The sequence below is a fragment of the Paenibacillus jiangxiensis genome (assembly GCF_046098255.1).
Classification (GTDB): Bacteria; Bacillota; Bacilli; order Paenibacillales; family Paenibacillaceae; genus Paenibacillus; species Paenibacillus jiagnxiensis.
The window spans coordinates 114857-132460 of the sequence record NZ_JBJURI010000002.1; the positions used below are offsets into that span (position 1 = coordinate 114857).

Below are 17604 nucleotides of genomic sequence, written 5' to 3' on the forward strand. Positions count from 1 at the left end.
GCAAGACCCTACAAGATTCAAGCCCGTATTCCGCTCAGTGTGCTGATTCGCTCCGAAATGCCGTCGGATTTGTACAATCCACCGTGGTAACAAACGACCTGCCCGATGTCCAGGTCCACTAGCCTGTCAAGGCTCGCAAGGGCCTGCGCCATGTCAGGTGTTACAGGCTCTGCGGGACCCAACAGTTCAGAGTTGACCACCCGCATCGCATCCCCTGCCAGCAGCAGTCTGTCCCCGGGAACATAAATGGAGATGTGCCCTGGTGTATGGCCGGGTGTATGAATGATTTGAATGCCTCCGCCATAAGGGAGTGTCTCGCCATCCTCAAGGATGTGGGCAAAGCGGAAGTCCGGCAGCCTGCGCAGGAAGGCATCCGTCTCTTCTCTCATCAGTCCTTCCATCTGCGAAATTCGCGCAGGCGACAGCTTCAGGAAAGGCTTGTCGCCGGTAATATAGGGAACATCTGCTTCATGCGCCAGAAAAGCCGTGTCGGGCAGCAGGTCGGCGATGGCCCCCAAATTGCCGATATGATCAATATCCTGATGGGTAATAATGACCCGCTTTATGCTGTTAAAATCTTCTCCGGCCGCTGCAACTGCATCCCGCAGACGATCAAATTGGGTGATCATGCCGGTATCGACCAGAGTCAGTCCGTCATCGTCCTTGAGCAGTGTGGGATGGATCGTGCTTGGCCCGAAAGCGGAATCAAACGGGATTTCCAAAATTTTAACTTTAGCGCTGATTTGCATAAGGCACCTCCTTGGCTGTTTTCCAAAACCGATTCAGTCTGCCGTTGCACGAAGCTTAGACGGTGGCGTATACAGCAATAGTTCTATTTATTATAAATCTGTCCGGAGCTGATATGCAAAACAACCACTTCTCAGGTATTGTTTGGGCATAAACGCAAAACAGATGACGGTCCCGCGGGGTCTCCTGTACAATAGGCGTATATACCGGATTGTTTATTTCGGGCATTTTCAGGCATTTGGGAGGAACTTGACATGGAACAGCAGTACATCATCGATTTTGCCCGATTGGAGGATTTGCCTGCGATCGTCGCTATCTATAACTCCACCATTCCCGGCCGGATGGTGACGGCGGATGTGGAGCCGGTGACTGTAGAGAGCCGCAAGCCCTGGTTTGAGGAGCATAACCCGGAGCGGCGGCCGCTGTGGGTCATGCGCAGCGGGGATGATATTGCCGGCTGGGCAAGCCTGCAGTCCTTCTACGGGAGACCGGCCTATAACGGCACGGTGGAGATCAGCATTTATGTGAACGAAGCTTTCCGGGGAGCGGGAATCGGCAGCAGGCTGGTACAGCATGCGCTGCAGGAATGTCCGCGCCTGGGTGTGCAGACGGTGCTGGGATTTGTGTTCGGCCATAATGAGCCAAGCCTCGGACTGCTGCGCAAATTCGGTTTTGAACAGTGGGGGCTGTACCCGCGTATAGCCGTACTGGACGGAATCGAACGCGATCTTGTCATCGTGGGCAAGCGCGTGGAAGGATAAATGGCTAACATTCAAAATTTCTTGACCCGCTTCAGCATCTGGTTAAATACTTCGGAGGCAATAAGACCGACGGCAATGGAGCCGGAGATCATGAGCGCCTGCGCGGCAAGCTCGATGGCTCCGGCATATTCATGTTCCACAAAGCTGCGCATGGCGTCATAGGCGATGCCCCCGGGCACGAGAGGAATCATGCCTGCCACGCTGAAGATGATGACAGGCATTTTATACCATCTCGCAAAGGCCTGGCTCAATACTCCGATCACCAGGGTGGCGGCAAACGTGGCCAGCAGAGTGTCCCAGCGGTCGACGGTGAAAAAATAGACCAACCATCCCAGCATGCCGACAAAACCGCAATGAACCAGCGACCTGCGCGGTGCATGGAACAGTATGCCGAACGCTGCAGAAGCGATGAAGCTGGTAGCGAGCTGTTCAAGTATCATAACATTCCTCCGCTCCCCCAGATGGAAAAGATCAAAGCGACGCCTGCCCCGATGGCAAAGGAGGTCAGAAAGGCGTCAGCCCCTTTGGACAGACCTGATACCAGGTGGCCTGCCATCAGGTCCCGAATGGCGTTGGTGATCAGCAAGCCTGGCACCAGCGGCATGACAGAGCCGATGACAATGGTGTCCAGTTGATGGCCGAAGCCGGCTGTAACGAACAGCGAGGCGGCCAGTCCGATTAGGAAGGCGGCTGAAAATTCGGCGAAAAACTTCACCTGAACGAGCCGGTGAAAATACTGTACTGCCGCAAAGCCGACGCCACCGCAGATAAAGGCTGCGGGGAAGTCGGCCCATATTCCGCGGAACATGATCATGAAGCATCCGCTGGCCGCAGCGGCCGCGAAGAGCTGCACCCATCCGGAGTATGCTTGGGGACTGTGCTCCACCAGCCTAAGCTGTTCGACGGCCTGTGTGGGGGACAGCTCGCCTGCACTGATCCGGCGGGATATATTGTTCACCTCAACCACCTTATGAAGATCCGTTGTCCGCTCTATGATACGGATCAGCTTGGCCGGTTCCGTGCCGTCCATGGAAAAGATGATCCCTGTCGGAGTGACATAGCTGTGCGAGTGAAGGACACCGTAAGCGGCGGCAATGCGCGACATGGTGTCTTCCACTCTGTAGGTTTCCGCTCCGTTCTGCAGCATGACTTTTCCGGCGAGCAGGCACACCTCTATAATGTCATAACTGGAATATTGTAATGTGTTATTCATGATAAATCTCACTTTCATTGGATCCGGCATGCAGCAGCCTATGTTCGTTTCCTTATTGTAGCATGAACAGCTTCTTTCTAGACAGTATGGGCCAAAACGAAAAAACCGCCTGCATGCAGGCGGCGGAGTGCAGAATAGATGATGCTTGGTCAGGATTCCATGACAACGGTATAATAGGACTCATTTAGATGGCCCGCCACATCGGATAATCCCATCGCGCTGAGCTGGGAAGTAACAAACGCCCGCAGCCCGGAATCGGTGAACAGGTGTTTCGTTTGGGCGTCCCGTACAAAGGCTAGCTTGGATTCCTCCGTGGCATGCAGGAAAAATTCCTGGATTTTGTCGCCGTCCCGCTCCCAAAGCAGCGTATCCGGCAGACTAAACGGAGTGTGAGTGCGCTGCTCTGAAGAGACCGGCACAACGCCGAGCCCGTTCAAGGTTTGTACGGCGATACTGCGGCGGCGCGCCATGCGCAGATCCTTGATATAGCGGACCATGTCTGCAATCGGATGAATGCCAAAGCGGGTCCGGAACAGCTCCCTCACCATCTGCCGCCGCTCATCATAAAGCGGGGTCTGGCGCCGTGCCAGATCGTGCAAATAGGCGTCCGTGTGCTCATAATAATGGGTGAGCGGGCTATTATCCGTATAGACAATGCTCAGGAATTCATGCAGATTGCGGGCGACCAGCCATACGCCGTTCCAGTGCATGGGAGATACACAGACCACCGGGGCTTGCGCAAGATCGGCAATGGCACCGAAATCAGTCAAAAAACCGTACTGGAGTCCGTCTACGCCCGCGCGTGCGAACGGGATGACATCCGGCGGGGTCGACATGTACCGTATCCCCCGGCCGCGCTCCATAATCAATCCCAGATCGAAATCGAGGGAGTGCCTGTTCTCTTCAAGCTCCTGTTCAAAGTCGATAAGTTCCTGGATCAGCATCGACAAGGAGCCATAGTTAATTTCAGAACCGGGCTTCATTCAGCTCTCCTCCCTTACTGATGACATGCATTTGTGTTCGTTGGATGGCCAGAAGGGCGCGAACCAACGGATCTGATTGCGGGACCGTAACTAAAAAATTACGTGAAATTATACGAATTGTAAACCGAATTTATAAAAACTTCAGAAAATTGGTAAATAAGTATCATGAAGAGCTTTTGTCAAATAAGCGTTAAACGCCTGTGATTCTCAGGGTCTAATATAAATTATGTGATTCAAGGGTTGCGGGTGCAAGAAGACTTTGCAGAGGGGATAAAAACAATGACATTACAAAAATGGCACCAAGCGGTATTTTTTGACGTAGATGATACCATGTACGATCATTTGCAGCCAACACGGGACGCGCTTCAGCATGTGTTGGGGCTGAACGGCTCCTTTCCGTACGAGGCCGCCTATCATCGCATCCGTTATTACAGCGACAAGCTCGCGGCGGAAGGGGGGCTGCTGCACAGAGCTCCGGGCACGCCGGAGTTGGAGGATATGCGTATACGCCGTTTCATGCTCGCCATGGGGGAATTCGGGAGCAAGCTGACCTGGGAGCAGGCGGCCCAGCTACAGGCTGAATATTTGGATCGCCAGTATCGGATCACCCCTTTTGCCGGGGCCAAGGAACTAATGAAGGATTTGGCGAATAAGGGGTTTCTGGTCGGCTTGATTACCAACGGTCCTGAAGAGCATCAACTTCACAAAATCCGCGCTTTGGCGCTGGAGTCGCATGTGGCCCCTGAGCATGTTTTTATCTCGGGAGCTGTAGGCTATGCGAAGCCTGACCCGCGCATATTCGCTGCGGTGAACGAGCGGACAGGCACGACTGCCGACATGTCCTGGTATGTGGGGGATTCCTGGCGCAACGATGTGGTAGGCGCATCCCTGGCAGGCTGGAAGGTGTTATGGTTTAATCATCGACAGACAGCGCCAGAGACAGCGGAGCACTCCCCTTATGGAACGGCCGCCAGTTATGATGAGCTGAGGGAAATGCTGCTGCCGGTCACATAATAAGAGAAACCTCTATCGACGTACTTCCAAAGAAGCCAAACCGCTACCTGAAAAGGGGGAGATTGAATGAGTGAGGAATGGAGAAAGGCAGAAAGCGTTTTGCAGCGGATTGAAGTCATCGGCACCCCGGACAATACGCCTGTTACCATCAACGGTTACGCGGAAGGTGTACACTGCATCGGCATCGGCACGGATGCCGCGGTATTTACGCTGGACTCTATGCCGGAATATGCATTCAAGATCTACTCGGAACTGGCTGTGGAGAAAAAGAGCGCCGAAGCTTCCGTTTATGAGAAACTGCGGGGATGTCCCTTCTTCCCGGTATTTTACGGAGAAGGGGACAGATATATTGTGATCAGCTACGAGAAGGGGATTACACTGATGGATTGTTTGCTGCAGGGAATTCCCGTACCGGAGCAGGTCATTCAGGATGTAGAGGAGGCCCGAGAGTTTGTCAGATCCAAGGGGCTGAATCCCAGAGATATTCATCTTAAAAATGTGCTGCTGCAGAACGGACGAGCCAAGGTGCTGGATGTATCCGAGTACGTCAAGGATGGTGACGACAAACGATGGGAGCACCTCGTATGGGCCTATCACGCTTTTTATTCTGGATTTGCGGAGGCAAGGATTCCGTCCTGGGTCCTGGATACGATCAAAAATTGGTACTACAGGCTTGATAAGGCCAATCTGAATCTTGAGGAATTTGCCCAGCGGGTCAATCAGCTTTTTTCCCGCTGGATTAAATAAGCGCAATAGGATTGCTGTCTAAAAGTAAGGAAGGTCTCCTTAACCGCACTGGATAAGGAGACCTTTTCTGCTGCTGAGAAAATTTCAGCTCATATTTTTGCCGTAATAGATTTCGTCCATCTCAAGCTTGAGCCTGTCTGTGATTTCCTGCTGCTCCTTGGCGGACAGCTTTTCCTTCGTGTAACCGAACAGGTAGTTGTCCAGATCAAACCGCTTCAGTTTGCATTTGGTATGAAAAAGATGTTCCTGATACACATTCACGTCGATCATATCGAACTGATCCCTGATTTTTTCCGGAATGTAATTCTGGATGGAGCCAATGTCATGGTCGATAAACAGCTTGTTCCCGCTCACGTCACGCGTAAAACCGCGCACCTTGTAGTCGATCGTCATAATGTCGGTGTCAAAGGAATGGATCAAATAATTAAGCGCCTTTAAGGGCGAAATTTCCCCGCAGGTGGATACGTCAATGTCGGCCCGGAAGGTGCTGATGCCCTCGTCAGGGTGATATTCCGGATAAGTGTGCACGGTGATATGGCTTTTGTCGAGAGACATGACGACAGCCTCCGGCAGCGGGCCGGGAGATTCGTCGTAGGATTCTTCAGGTACTTCCACCACCGGACCTTCCGAGACCAGCACCGTAACACTGGCTCCCTGGGGCACATAATCCTGCTTGGCTATATTCAGCACATGCGCACCGATGATCTCCGTGACATGCTTCAGGATATGCGTCAGCCGTTCCGCATTGTACTGCTCGTCAATGTATTCAATGTAGGCTTCGCGTTCTTCCTTTGTTTTGGTATAGCATATGTCATACATATTGAAGCTAAGCGATTTTGAAATATTGTTGAACCCATGCAGGGTCAGGCGCTGTTCTGGCGATAAGTTCATAGGTCATTTCCCCTTATCATGGACGTATGTCGATATTAATGTTCCCGTGCTGAATTTCCTTATTCGACAAAAAAATGCTGTCCTGTGTACTATTCTCTTTACCCGTTCCGGCTTAATAGAAAACAGGGGCAAAACTGTCAAGGAAACAGCCGATGAACATTGCATGAAGTTCGTTTAACAACATATATGTAACAGTAAGTTCAAGAAAAATTTTTATATCTCATCCTATTTTAGAATTATTATAAAAAAGGATTGATTTTTAACTAGGGGATATTTATAGTGGAAACATATCAAGCATACGAGGTGATTCCGTTAATGAGCAATCAAAACCATTTGACTACAAGCTGGGGAGCTCCTGTCGGGGATAATCAGAACTCCATAACTGCCGGCCAACGCGGCCCTGTGTTGATTCAGGACGTACACCTTCTGGAAAAACTGGCCCATTTCAACCGTGAACGTGTGCCTGAACGCGTTGTGCACGCCAAAGGTGCCGGAGCACATGGATACTTTGAAGTAACGAATGATCTGTCCAAGTACACCAAAGCAGCTTTCTTGTCTGAAGTTGGCAAGCGTACGCCGCTGTTTATCCGTTTCTCCACCGTTGCCGGGGAGCTTGGTTCTGCCGATACGGTCCGTGATCCGCGTGGTTTTGCCGTTAAATTTTATACTGAAGAAGGCAACTATGATCTGGTAGGAAACAATACGCCGGTGTTCTTTATTCGTGATGCGATTAAGTTCCCGGATTTCATTCATACCCAAAAGCGTCATCCGCAGACTCATCTGAAAAATCCGAATGCGGTATGGGATTTCTGGTCCCTGTCTCCCGAGTCTCTGCATCAGGTAACGATCCTGTTCTCCGACCGTGGCATTCCGGCAACCTACCGTCATATGCACGGTTTTGGCAGCCATACCTTCAAATGGGTAAATGCCGAAGGTCAGGGTGTGTGGGTGAAATATCATTTCAAAACAGAGCAGGGCGTCAAAAACCTGGATGTGGAGCTGGCTGCGAAGCTGGCCGGTGAAAATCCGGATTATCATACGGAGGATCTGTTCAACGCCATCGAAAAAGGTGATTTTCCTGCCTGGAAGCTGTATGTTCAGATCATGCCGCTGGAGGATGCAAACAGCTACCGTTTTGATCCGTTTGACGTAACGAAGGTTTGGTCGCAAAAAGACTACCCGCTGATCGAAGTGGGTCGCATGGTACTGGACAAAAACCCTGAAAACTACTTTGCTGAAGTGGAGCAAGCTACGTTCTCCCCTGGCAACTTTGTGCCTGGCATCGAAGCTTCACCTGACAAAATGCTGCAAGGACGCCTGTTCGCTTACTCTGATGCACACCGCTACCGGGTAGGTGCCAACCACAACACACTGCCGATCAACCGTTCGGTTGCGGAAGTGAAGAATAACCAGCGTGACGGCTCCATGAGAGCGGACGGAAATGGCGGAGCCAGCACGTATTACGAGCCGAACAGCTACGGCGGACCGACGGAAGCTCCTGAGCACAAGACTACGCCGTTTGCGGTGTCCGGTCTGGCAGAAAGCACAAGCTACGATCATGACGATCACTACACCCAAGCTGGTGACCTGTACCGTCTGCTGAGCGAGGATGAGCGTACCCGTCTGATCGCCAACATCGCCGCCGCGATGAAGCCTGTTGAAAAAGATGAAATCAAAATCCGTCAAATCGGCCACTGGTACAAGGCTGACCCTGATTTCGGCACCCGTCTGGCACAAGCGCTCGACCTGCCTGTACCGCAAGGCGTTTAATATATATTTGTTAATAGTAAATTCGAATTACGGAATTTTTGATTAAAAAGAGCGAGTATTGGTGATCAGTTTCACCGACACTTGCTCTTTTTCCTTTCGCGTTGGTTCCATTTGGGTGTATATTCACTTTACAGGGGGCGCTGGCACTGTCTCCGGCTACTTCGGCGATTTGAATGGGGAGTAAATCTGCTGTGTGCAGATATTGCGCCCGCCGGAAATCTAACGGTTGCAGCAGCTGCTATTTTACGAAAAAAGGCCTGTTCTAAATTCTAACAGTTGTGACCGTCGTTATTTGCCTCAATCTAGGTGAAAATTTCCGGGTTAAGTGAAATAAGCTCCATGGCGACCGCTAGAATTTGAAATCAACGTTTTTGGAACCAATAGCGGTTATGGCACCCGTTAGAATCATTTTGTGGTTAGAAATATATCTTTGTCAGATTTGTCGCAAAATCAGGATTGGGCCGCACTGCTTTTCACCGCGATTTTGCGCCGCTTCCCGTTGACGAGCAGAATGCTCAGCACAATCAGGACCAGTCCGGCGGCAAGGTTCAGGGTAACGTGCTCACCCAGAAACAGCACGCTGCAGGTAATCGCGATCAGCGGAATCAGGAAGGTGAATGAACCGACCTTGCTGGCTTCACCCGAGCCAATCAGTTTGAAGAAGGTGAGCCAGCCGAGCGCGATGACAAAGACGGAAATAAACAGCATGTCATAGATAAACACAGGCTCCCACCGGATGGCCGTCCAGTCCTCCACGACAGCTCCGGAAGCCAGCAGCACAATGCCGCCGATCGTAATCTGGATTGCGGTCATCCATAACGTATCCACCCGCCCGGAAGTTTTCTTCATGTAGACGGTTCCGAGGGTCCAGGCCACGGCGCTGCCAATGGCGAGGAAAATTCCTTCCGGTGCGATATGTCCGGCCAGACCGCCAATGCTGATGGCAGCCACCCCCAGGAAGCCGAGCAGCAGCCCGATCAGCTTTTTCCCGGACATTCCTTCTCCCAGCCACAGCCAGGCCGCAATGCCAAGCAGTACAGGCTGCAGGAACACGATGGCAGAGAATAGGCCTGCTGGAACATAGCCAAGCCCGATCGTCTGAAAACCGTAGAACAGAACAATATTCAGCAGCGAGGAAATCAGATAGATATGCCAGTTCTGTCTGAGGCGCAGCTCCCGGAAGCGCGGCAGTGCAACCAGGATCAATAACAGACCGGCAATGCAGGTCCGCAGCCCCGCGAATAGCAGAGGAGGAGTAAAATCCAATGCAAATTTGGACAAGGGCCAGTTGATACCCCACATGATAATAAGAAAAGCAAGATACACGGCTGTCCGTGATCGTGAAAGCTTCGGCAAAACTAAACACTCCTTTCATAACAATGCTTTATAATGATACAATGGTTTCAAATATAAATAAAATGAATGTTTGTTATAAGGAGCATACCATTTACGTTATGACGAATACACAGCTGCAGTTATTTGTGAAAATTGCCGAAACCGGCAGCTTTACCAGAGCGGGGCAGGCGCTCAATATGACGCAGCCAGCCGTCAGCCGGGCCGTGTCCACGTTGGAGGACGAACTGGGTGTGAAGCTGATCATACGGGATCGGCGCAACGGGGTTGTCCTGACGGAAGTAGGCGGCCGGATTCTAGTGCTGTTTCGCGAAATCTTGAACGGCTTTGAGAAGGTGGAGCAGGAGATTGCCGCCGAAAAGGGGCTGGAGGTGGGCATCATCCGGATCGGAACGTTTACGTCAGCCTCCGCTTATTTCCTGCCAAAGATCATTCGCACGATCGGAGAGAAGTACCCGAATTTGCAGTTTGATCTGCATGAGGGCACGATTGACGAGATCCGTGGCTGGCTCGAATCCCGTCAGATCGATGTCGGCTTTACCATTATGAAGGATGAGCAATTTGAGATGATCCCGCTCCTTAGAGAGGAAATGTTCGCGGTCATCCGCGACGATCATCCGCTGTCCGAACGGACTGCCATCCGGATTGAAGAGCTGAAGCATGAGCCCATGATTATCTGCAAGGGCGGTTTTGAGGCACCCATTTATGAGCTGTTCGCACAGGCGAATACCCCGCTTAAACCCAAATTTGTCGTGTCCAACCTTACAACACTGCTGAATATGATTCAAGAGGAGCTAGGTTCGGCGATCATGACGGGCATGATGCTGGCGTATCACCCCTCGAATGTGACCACACGCGCGATTGAGCCGAGAGCATACCGGGATATTTATATGGCGGTACCGTCCTTTCAGGAAGCGCCGCTGGCCGTAAAACTGTTTATCCGAACGGGGCTGGAGCTTTTCGGGCCTGAAAAGGACAGTTAATAAGCATTGACCACCTGGATACTTGAATGCTGACGGAAGGAGATCAGCTCAGCCATTGTTCGAAAAAGCGGCGGTAGCCTTCTTTCATCACCTTGCTGGAGAAGCGCTTCAGTGCGTAGTCCTTGTTGTCCACCGATACGGTATAGGGGGAAGCCGCCGCCATATTGACGAGCTCAAACCAGTTCTGCTCATTGCCTGCAAAGGCATGGCGCGATCCGATATGGCTGTAGCAGGGATGCTCAGGTTTGACGACGATTTTTCCCATTGCCAGGGCTTCCGTAAGCGGCATCGCAAATGTATCGAATTTGGAGCAACTCCAGTACACCTTGGCCGTGTTCATGAGCGCAAATACGTCATCCTGGGATAAAGCGAACTGCAGCTTCACGTTATGCGGGATGTCGTATTTTTTCATGCTCTCCTTATATCTTTTGCCTCCGAAGACCATGAACACTTCCTTGTCCGGGTTGCTTCGCGCATATTCCAGCACCAGATCCGGACGCCGGTTCTCCTCGTCCCTGCCGATCCACAGAATGCGGTTCTGCACCACAAGAGAAGGATCGAAATGCTTGTCCACGAGCTGTTCATTGAAGCCGATGGGAATGACAGTGACGTCATGAACGCCGAATTTGTCCGCCATCTCCCGTTTCAGGAAATCCGTCTGCACGATCGCCTTGTTCACAATCGAATAGAACGGCTTCATCATTTCATAACCTGTCAGCGCGGGATCGGGAAAGCTGTGCGGGAACAGCACGCTTTTATTGAAGAACATGTTCAAAAAAGTAAACCCGGACACGGTATAGATCACATGCTCAATCTGCTGGGTGTGCAGCTGATCCAGCACGATATCATAGTTGACAAGATCGCCTTTTTCGTGTTCATAGCCTGGCAGCCAGTCATAACCGCTGACATGCCGCTCCGGAGAAATGAAGACGACCTCCACTCCCAATTCGCTGCCGATCTGACGGAGCCTTTCCGCAAAAATACGCGGTCCCTGGGCTTCCGTAAACTGAATTTTCCTCATCACTAATCCGACTTTGGTCATTTATTGTGCCACCTTGTCTTCATTATTGTCATTGTTATTGTTATGTTCGAAAAGCTCGTCCACACATTGTGTCAGACTGTCCAGCGTTTCACGGAGCTGGTCGCGCAGCGCTTCCTCCGGCCAGGTGGCGTCACCCTGTTCCAGATCCGACCAGATTAGCAGCAGCATCCAGATGGAGAAGACAGCCGCGAACAGGTAATATTCCCGTTTAAAATCATGCGGATGCAGCACCGCACCGGATTGAAGCGCCTGATCTATATATGCCTCCAATAAGCGGTTTCGGCTTTGCGAGCTCATACGTTTCGGAAAGAGCGGATGGGACATGTCGATCAGATGGTACAGGTCCCAGAGCCGGGAATTCAGATGAACATGCTCCCAATCCAGCACGATTAATCGGCCGTTCACACGTGTGTAGTTGCCAAGGTGAAGATCACCGTGGCACAGAACATCCGCTTCTGTAAAGCGTTGGTGTTCAAGCAGGTCAAAGAGGGAGCGGACAGTAAGCTGCGGCACCCCCAGGGACAGCAGGACGGCTTCCGCCTCGGCCTGTCTTGCCCTTATGTCTGCGGCAATGTCCTGAATGGGCGGCTTGGGTCCTTGCAAAGAGACCTGCCGCAGCGCTTCGGTCGGCTGTCCATGCCACCACACCATATGCGGAATAACGCTTAAAGCAAGCTCGTCATCATAGACATGAGACATGGCTCCAAGATCCTCGAAGATCATCCAGCTGGTGTCTGGATCAAGAGTGCTCGACTTCTCCAGCAGCTTGGGATATATCGGCGGAAAGGAAGGAAGCAGGTGTTCATAGACCCAACGCTCCTTACCCTCCTGTCCATCATTGGTTAAAGGCTTGAAAATATAGCTCTCGGCAGGCGACACGTAAAAACGCTCCACATGCCTGCCGTTCATGCCGGTATACAGTGTCTCTCTTTTCCATATCCGCTGACCGTCCAGCGTTCCATCCGGCAGTACGTAATGCTTCAGCATCTTCATGCCTCCTGTCTCCAGAATATCATTTTTTGCTGCGTTATATTGTACAAATCAACTGATGATGGGGAAATAGCGGCAAGCCAGGCATCGTAACGTAAACGAATGTGTGTCATGATGGACATTCTTCCCCAAATGCTGGAATAGAAGATATAAATACTATTTTCCAATGTAGGGGCTGGTATTTCAAGAGCGGGATATGGGAAAATTATGTGCTGCATCATCCAGACCTGGCCGCATGCAGCGCCGGGATGAAAATGTATCAGGAGGCCTTACAAATGTACCATATTTACACACATAATGATCTGGACGGCGTCGGCTGCGGCATTGTTGCCAAATATGCGTTCGGGACCGATGTCGAAGTGCGATATAACTCGGTGGGCGGAATCAGCCAGCAGGTGGAACGTTTTTTGGACCGGACAGAGGAAAAGGAAAGCAGCGATACGCTGCTGATCACGGATTTGTCGGTAAGCGAAGAGGTGGAGCAGCGGCTGCAGAAATATGCCGCCCAAGGCGGCCAGGTTCGTCTGATCGACCACCACAAGACTGCGCTGCACTATAATACGTATCCGTGGGCATCCGTGCATGTTGAGCATCGCGATGGCCGGCCAGCCTCAGCGACTTCGCTATTATACGATTTTCTCATCCGCCAGAAGCTGGTGGAGCCTGTGCAAGCACTCGATGATTTCGTGGAGCTGGTCCGGCTGTACGATACATGGGAATGGGAGGCAGAGGGCAAGCAGCAGGCGAAACGGCTGAACGATCTGTTCTATATGATCTCCATCGATGAGTTTGAGGAAAAAATGCTGGGTCGTCTGCATGCCGGCGGGCCGTTTGCTTTTGACGAGTTCGAGGAGAAGCTGCTCAACCTGGAGGAGGATAAAATTGAACGTTATATCCGCCGTAAGAACAGGGAGCTTGTGCAAATTTTTATCAGCAAAGAATGCGTCGGTGTAGTGCATGCGGAATCTTACCATTCTGAGCTGGCCAGCGCCCTCGGCAAGGAGAACCCGCATCTTGACTATATCGCCATTCTGAATATGGGCGGCCGGAAAATGAGCCTGCGCACCATTCACGACGATATTGACGTCTCGGAAATTGCCGGACGTTATGGCGGGGGCGGACATGCCAAGGCTTCCGGCTGCACACTGACAGAGGAGGTGTACCAGTCCTATGTGGCAGATACCTACCCGCTGGAACCGCTTCGTCCGGATGCTTTCCGCAACCGCTACAATGTAAAAGGTACCCCCTCCGGCTCGCTGTATGAAACCAATGACGGAACCAAAGTGCTTGTAAGGATGGAGGAAGAGGAATGGGTGACGGAATGGAGCGGCAAGGCAGCGGCTGACCGGTTCGGCAGCTTTGCCGAGGCGGAGCGGTATTTGAAGCGGAAGCATAAGGTATGGCTTGTGCGTGACGACATTTACGTGCGCTGGCTAAGAGACGAAGTGAGCCGGTATAAAGGTGCGGAAAGTTAGGAAAAGAGAAGGGGCGTTCAAATGGTCCATGGCCGGCTTGGGCGCTTCTTTTTGTGCAGCCACATTTTTTAAATCTTCCAGACCTGAGAGAGAGCTTATTGACATGAATTCACCCTATACTTGGATCGGTGGACACAGGGGATCTTATATTGGCTGTTAGAGCGGTGAATGCATGAAAATTCCGATATAATTGTACTGAACGAAACCGTGAAGGGGTGAAAGCTTTGTCCAAAAACAAACTGCTTGAGGTGATCGCAACCTCCATTGACGATATTCTGCAGCTTAACGAGAGCAGCGCCGACCGCATTGAGCTGGTCAGCGCACTTTCAGAGGGAGGGCTGACGCCCAGCATCGGGATGATCGAGAGGGCCGTGCAGGTGTCTGCTTTGCCTATCCGAGTCATGATCCGGCCGCACAGCCATTCTTTTCGGTACAGCAGGGAGGATCTGGAGGTTATGGTCCGCGATATTCGGTCCGTCAGGGGCATGGGAGCCAGCGGGATTGTACTCGGTGTGTTGACGGAGGAGCAGCAGGTCGATACGGAAGCTCTCTCATTTCTGCTGGCCGAAGCACAGGGTTTGTCCGTAACCTTTCATCGGGCATTTGATGAGGCGCGTGATTTGGAGCAGGCCTTTGACACACTGTTGAAATTTCCGCAAATCGACCGGATTCTGACCTCGGGTGGATGTCCGACTGCTGTGGAAGGGACGGACATGCTTGCCCGTTTGCGGCAGCGTTCGCAAGGTACACCGATCCGTATTCTTGCGGGCAGCGGGCTATCGGAGGATAACCTTGCCGATTTCCTGGAGAGTACGGGAGTTGAGGAGGTGCATTTCGGCCGCGCTGTACGTTTGGAACAGAGGCTGGATGGGCCTATCGATCCGGAATCGGTTCGCCGGATCAAACGTCGCCTGCAATAAATACAATGGGGTTGGAACTGCCCAACCCCATTTTTGAAAATTGCAAATTTATTTCGTTCACGCCAAGACAAGAAGCGATTTTTTACGCCAACGGGATTAAAAGGCAGCCCAATGTGCCGGACGGGTGAGCGACGCGGGCAGATTGGTAGAGCTATCTCCGACTGCAGCGTTGATTTGAAACTGGGTGAGAAAGAGGCTCTCGCTGAGATCGGCTCCGCGGAGGTCCGTGTCCCGAAAGTCGGCTCCGATCAGATCTGCGCCTCTTAAATCCGCGCCTCTAAGATCGGCGGCAATCAGGTAGGCTCCCCGCAAATTAATGCCTCTCATATCCGCCCCCTTCAGCTTGGCCCCGATCAGGTCTGCTCCGCGCCCGTAGCTCTTCCTGCGACGTGACGGCTTATGCCGTCTTAGCGCTTCGGCTCTTACAAGCTCGCTGGTTTGCAAGAGCAGGGCGTTGACGTCAGCACGGTGCGTGTTTATATCAAGCTCCATCAGGGCATCGGGATCAAGCCGGGTAAAATCCTCGGTCTGATCCAGTGCCGAACGGAGCTTGTCATGAACAGGACTGGCCGCTTCCAGCATCAATGTTTCATTGAGGTACCAGAGCAACTCGTGAAGCTGGCGTATGATCAGAAAGATGTCAAACATTTGCTTTGCGGATTCCGGCTGCTGCCGCCAGTCTTGCCCTTTGTAGGTAAATTGGGATACCTTTTGCCCTGCGCCAAAGCAGTCAAATACGGTACAGCCTTTAAAGCCCCGCTCTCTAAGGCTGTCATGAATGCCGCAGCGGAAGTCCCCCCGCAGATTGGGACAGGGCTGCCCCGCGTCTTTATCGGCCGCAAAGTCGGCAGATGCGGCGAACGGTAGCGCGACACAGCATAACCCGAAGCAGTTTTCACAATCAGCTTGCAGGCTTTGGTTGTTGTTTGAAGGGAGCGCTCTTGTACACTCATAATTGTTTGACATAAGTACTTCTCCTAACAATTAAGCTTTAGATTAATTGCGGCATTTGGCCGGGCATTGGTATCACCAAGTCTCATCAAGATGTTTGGCATAGTACATCAAACCGCGCTTGAAGTATTGAAGTTTTTCGTCCGAGGTTGTCTCCAGCAGATTGGTCAGCACGATTTCCATGGCTTCCTTATAGGAATGCGTATTATATAAAGCCATTGCGTGAAGGACCTGCAGCGCCCGGTTGTCAGGGAATTCTGCAACTCCCCGGCGCAGCGTTGCTTCGGCCTGCTGATAGTGTCCCAGATATCGGTATGTGCTCCCGAGACCGAGTAGGCATCTTTCCAGGTCCGATCCGGATAAACCTAAATCAAGAGCCCGCACATAGTAGGGAATCGCCTGTTCTCCCAATCCGGAATTGTCATGAGCCACTCCAAGCTGAAAAATAATCTCTGCGTCATTGGGGTAGGCGGCATCCAGTTCCAGTAAAAGGGCTATTGCATTTTTAAGTATGTCTTGATCCTGTTTGGCCCTACCTTTTTCACGCATTTGAATAGCTTCGGCTAAACGGTCTCTGGTCGTCATTTTCATTACCTTCCTCGTATTGACTTGGTCCTATACTATCACAAAATATATACAATGTTTATTGGGATATCTATCAAAGGCACGTTTGTAATCAGCTTCATCTTTCATTCCTTTGCACCGAAGTGCGCGCTTCTGCTCCAAAGAAAGAATCAGACGGTGAGCAACTGGATGATGTACTACCGTCTGATTCTTTTTAATTTCAATTTCACGGTCCTATCTTATTTCTGATGCGTGGCCAAAATAATAGAGGTGTGTATTTCAGCTTTGAATATCCCGCTGCTGTCGAGGCATAGCAAGGCTTCTTCCAGCTCTTTTTCGAATATAGCCGCCTGGTCCCCAAGGAAGCGCCTTGAGCCAAAGGAGGTTGAATATAGATTTCCAATGATCGACTCAACGGTCCATGTATGCTCGTAGATTGGCAGCCGATGCACCTCGACATCAAAGGGAGAAGCTGCCACGATATCTTCGTGACTGACGGTGGGATGAGTGTAGGTGGAGCTGCCGGCTCTTCTTTCGGGACCATACCATTTTTTAACTACCTTATCGACCGCGATTTGCCAATCTGTCGGCTCCTTCCGGTCAGGGGTATAGCTGTCAATAATGGCTACCCCGCCGTTCCGTTCAACCTTGGGATATAACAGCTCAAGCACACGCTCTCTGTACATCCAGTGGAACGCCTTGGCAATAATGACAAGTCTAAAAGACTCATGCTTAAGCCCATTAATATAGTTCTCTGCATTTCCATGCACCCAATCCACGTTGCAGATCCGCATTTCTTCAGTAATCTGGTGCGCTTCTTCCAGCATTTCCGTTTCATTATCCAAGCCTGTAATTCTTTCAAACCAATCCGCGAATCTGAGGGTTAATTGCCCTGTTCCACAGCCCAAATCAAGGAGCTTGCCTCTTCCATTCAGCGCAAAACGATTCACGATCCATCTGATTAATTCAGCCGGGTAAGCCGGGCGGTATTTGGAGTAATATTGTGCCGTTCCTTTGAATAATTCCGGGCCGTAATCCTTCATGTTGCGGCTACCTCCTTTCAAGGTAAAAAGAACTAAGAATTAAACCTCTGATATGAAAATGATGAGGACTTCATTGGAAGCTTTTAATAAAAATTATCTTCTATACTTACAAGCATAATAGAAAATTATTCCTGCGTCATTCTCCGTTGAAATAATT

At 51.3% G+C, this 17604-nt stretch carries 18 protein-coding genes; 7 read left to right on the top strand and 11 right to left on the bottom strand.

Going from position 1 to position 17604, the window contains the following annotated elements; translation table 11 throughout:
• Positions 1–17: 17 nt before the first annotated feature.
• Positions 18–749 (bottom strand): MBL fold metallo-hydrolase, encoded by a 732-nt coding sequence (locus tag ACI1P2_RS02360; RefSeq protein ID WP_355316481.1) that lies wholly within the window; start codon positions 747–749, stop codon positions 18–20.
• 252 nt (positions 750–1001) lie between these two features.
• Between ACI1P2_RS02360 and ACI1P2_RS02365 the strand changes: the two genes are divergently transcribed.
• Positions 1002–1508, top strand: coding sequence for a GNAT family N-acetyltransferase (locus ACI1P2_RS02365; RefSeq protein ID WP_355316482.1), 507 nt, complete (start codon positions 1002–1004; stop codon positions 1506–1508).
• Positions 1509–1519: 11 nt separating this feature from the next.
• Here ACI1P2_RS02365 and ACI1P2_RS02370 read toward each other — a convergent pair whose 3' ends face one another.
• From ACI1P2_RS02370 to ACI1P2_RS02380, 3 genes are all read right to left on the bottom strand, one after another.
• Positions 1520–1945, bottom strand: coding sequence for a threonine/serine exporter family protein (locus ACI1P2_RS02370; protein WP_355316896.1), 426 nt, complete (start codon positions 1943–1945; stop codon positions 1520–1522).
• The gene (locus ACI1P2_RS02375) at positions 1945–2721 is read right to left on the bottom strand and encodes a threonine/serine exporter family protein (RefSeq protein WP_355316483.1); all 777 of its coding nucleotides are present in this window, start codon (positions 2719–2721) and stop codon (positions 1945–1947) included. The genes ACI1P2_RS02370 and ACI1P2_RS02375 overlap by 1 nt, the downstream gene beginning before the upstream one ends.
• 149 nt (positions 2722–2870) lie before the next feature.
• Complete coding sequence (locus ACI1P2_RS02380) at positions 2871–3704, bottom strand: hypothetical protein (RefSeq protein WP_355316485.1); 834 nt, start codon at positions 3702–3704, stop codon at positions 2871–2873.
• A 279-nt stretch (positions 3705–3983) separates the two neighbouring features.
• Here ACI1P2_RS02380 and ACI1P2_RS02385 point away from each other — a divergent pair, with 279 nt between their 5' ends.
• Both ACI1P2_RS02385 and ACI1P2_RS02390 read left to right on the top strand, forming a co-directional pair.
• A complete protein-coding gene (locus ACI1P2_RS02385; protein WP_355316487.1) occupies positions 3984–4718 on the top strand; it encodes an HAD family hydrolase in 735 nt (244 codons plus the stop codon).
• Positions 4719–4784: 66 nt separating this feature from the next.
• Positions 4785–5465, top strand: coding sequence for a serine/threonine protein kinase (locus tag ACI1P2_RS02390; RefSeq protein ID WP_355316489.1), 681 nt, complete (start codon positions 4785–4787; stop codon positions 5463–5465).
• Positions 5466–5549: 84 nt separating this feature from the next.
• Here the strand turns inward: ACI1P2_RS02390 and speD are convergent, their stop codons facing one another.
• Positions 5550–6356: an adenosylmethionine decarboxylase gene (gene speD / locus ACI1P2_RS02395; protein ID WP_355316491.1), complete on the bottom strand. Its 807-nt coding sequence runs from the start codon at positions 6354–6356 to the stop codon at positions 5550–5552.
• A gap of 315 nt (positions 6357–6671) precedes the next feature.
• Between speD and katA the strand changes: the two genes are divergently transcribed.
• Positions 6672–8126: a catalase KatA gene (katA, locus tag ACI1P2_RS02400; RefSeq protein WP_355316898.1), complete on the top strand. Its 1455-nt coding sequence runs from the start codon at positions 6672–6674 to the stop codon at positions 8124–8126.
• A gap of 450 nt (positions 8127–8576) precedes the next feature.
• Here the strand turns inward: katA and ACI1P2_RS02405 are convergent, their stop codons facing one another.
• Positions 8577–9482, bottom strand: a complete 906-nt coding sequence (locus ACI1P2_RS02405; protein WP_355316493.1) for a DMT family transporter — start codon at positions 9480–9482, stop codon at positions 8577–8579.
• Positions 9483–9580: 98 nt separating this feature from the next.
• Between ACI1P2_RS02405 and ACI1P2_RS02410 the strand changes: the two genes are divergently transcribed.
• Complete coding sequence (locus tag ACI1P2_RS02410) at positions 9581–10462, top strand: LysR family transcriptional regulator (protein ID WP_355316495.1); 882 nt, start codon at positions 9581–9583, stop codon at positions 10460–10462.
• A gap of 43 nt (positions 10463–10505) precedes the next feature.
• Here ACI1P2_RS02410 and ACI1P2_RS02415 read toward each other — a convergent pair whose 3' ends face one another.
• Positions 10506–11504 (bottom strand): glycosyltransferase, encoded by a 999-nt coding sequence (locus ACI1P2_RS02415; RefSeq protein WP_355316496.1) that lies wholly within the window; start codon positions 11502–11504, stop codon positions 10506–10508.
• Entirely contained in the window at positions 11505–12491 is a 987-nt protein-coding gene (locus ACI1P2_RS02420; RefSeq protein WP_355316498.1) for a phosphotransferase family protein, read from the bottom strand.
• Between the two features lie 278 nt (positions 12492–12769).
• Between ACI1P2_RS02420 and ACI1P2_RS02425 the strand changes: the two genes are divergently transcribed.
• Together ACI1P2_RS02425 and ACI1P2_RS02430 are read left to right on the top strand one after the other, a co-directional pair.
• A complete protein-coding gene (locus ACI1P2_RS02425; RefSeq protein WP_355316500.1) occupies positions 12770–13969 on the top strand; it encodes a DHH family phosphoesterase in 1200 nt (399 codons plus the stop codon).
• A gap of 224 nt (positions 13970–14193) precedes the next feature.
• Positions 14194–14889 carry a copper homeostasis protein CutC gene (locus ACI1P2_RS02430; protein ID WP_355316502.1) on the top strand — a complete coding sequence of 232 codons (696 nt, stop codon included), beginning with the start codon at positions 14194–14196 and terminating at the stop codon, positions 14887–14889.
• Between the two features lie 96 nt (positions 14890–14985).
• Here the strand turns inward: ACI1P2_RS02430 and ACI1P2_RS02435 are convergent, their stop codons facing one another.
• The 3 genes from ACI1P2_RS02435 to ACI1P2_RS02445 all read right to left on the bottom strand — a co-directional run bounded on the left by ACI1P2_RS02435 (position 14986) and on the right by ACI1P2_RS02445 (position 17447).
• Positions 14986–15855: a pentapeptide repeat-containing protein gene (locus tag ACI1P2_RS02435; RefSeq protein ID WP_355316503.1), complete on the bottom strand. Its 870-nt coding sequence runs from the start codon at positions 15853–15855 to the stop codon at positions 14986–14988.
• Positions 15856–15915: 60 nt separating this feature from the next.
• Entirely contained in the window at positions 15916–16425 is a 510-nt protein-coding gene (locus ACI1P2_RS02440) for a tetratricopeptide repeat protein (protein WP_355316505.1), read from the bottom strand.
• Positions 16426–16643: 218 nt separating this feature from the next.
• Positions 16644–17447, bottom strand: a complete 804-nt coding sequence (locus ACI1P2_RS02445) for a class I SAM-dependent methyltransferase (protein ID WP_355316507.1) — start codon at positions 17445–17447, stop codon at positions 16644–16646.
• Between the last annotated feature and the right edge of the window lie 157 nt (positions 17448–17604).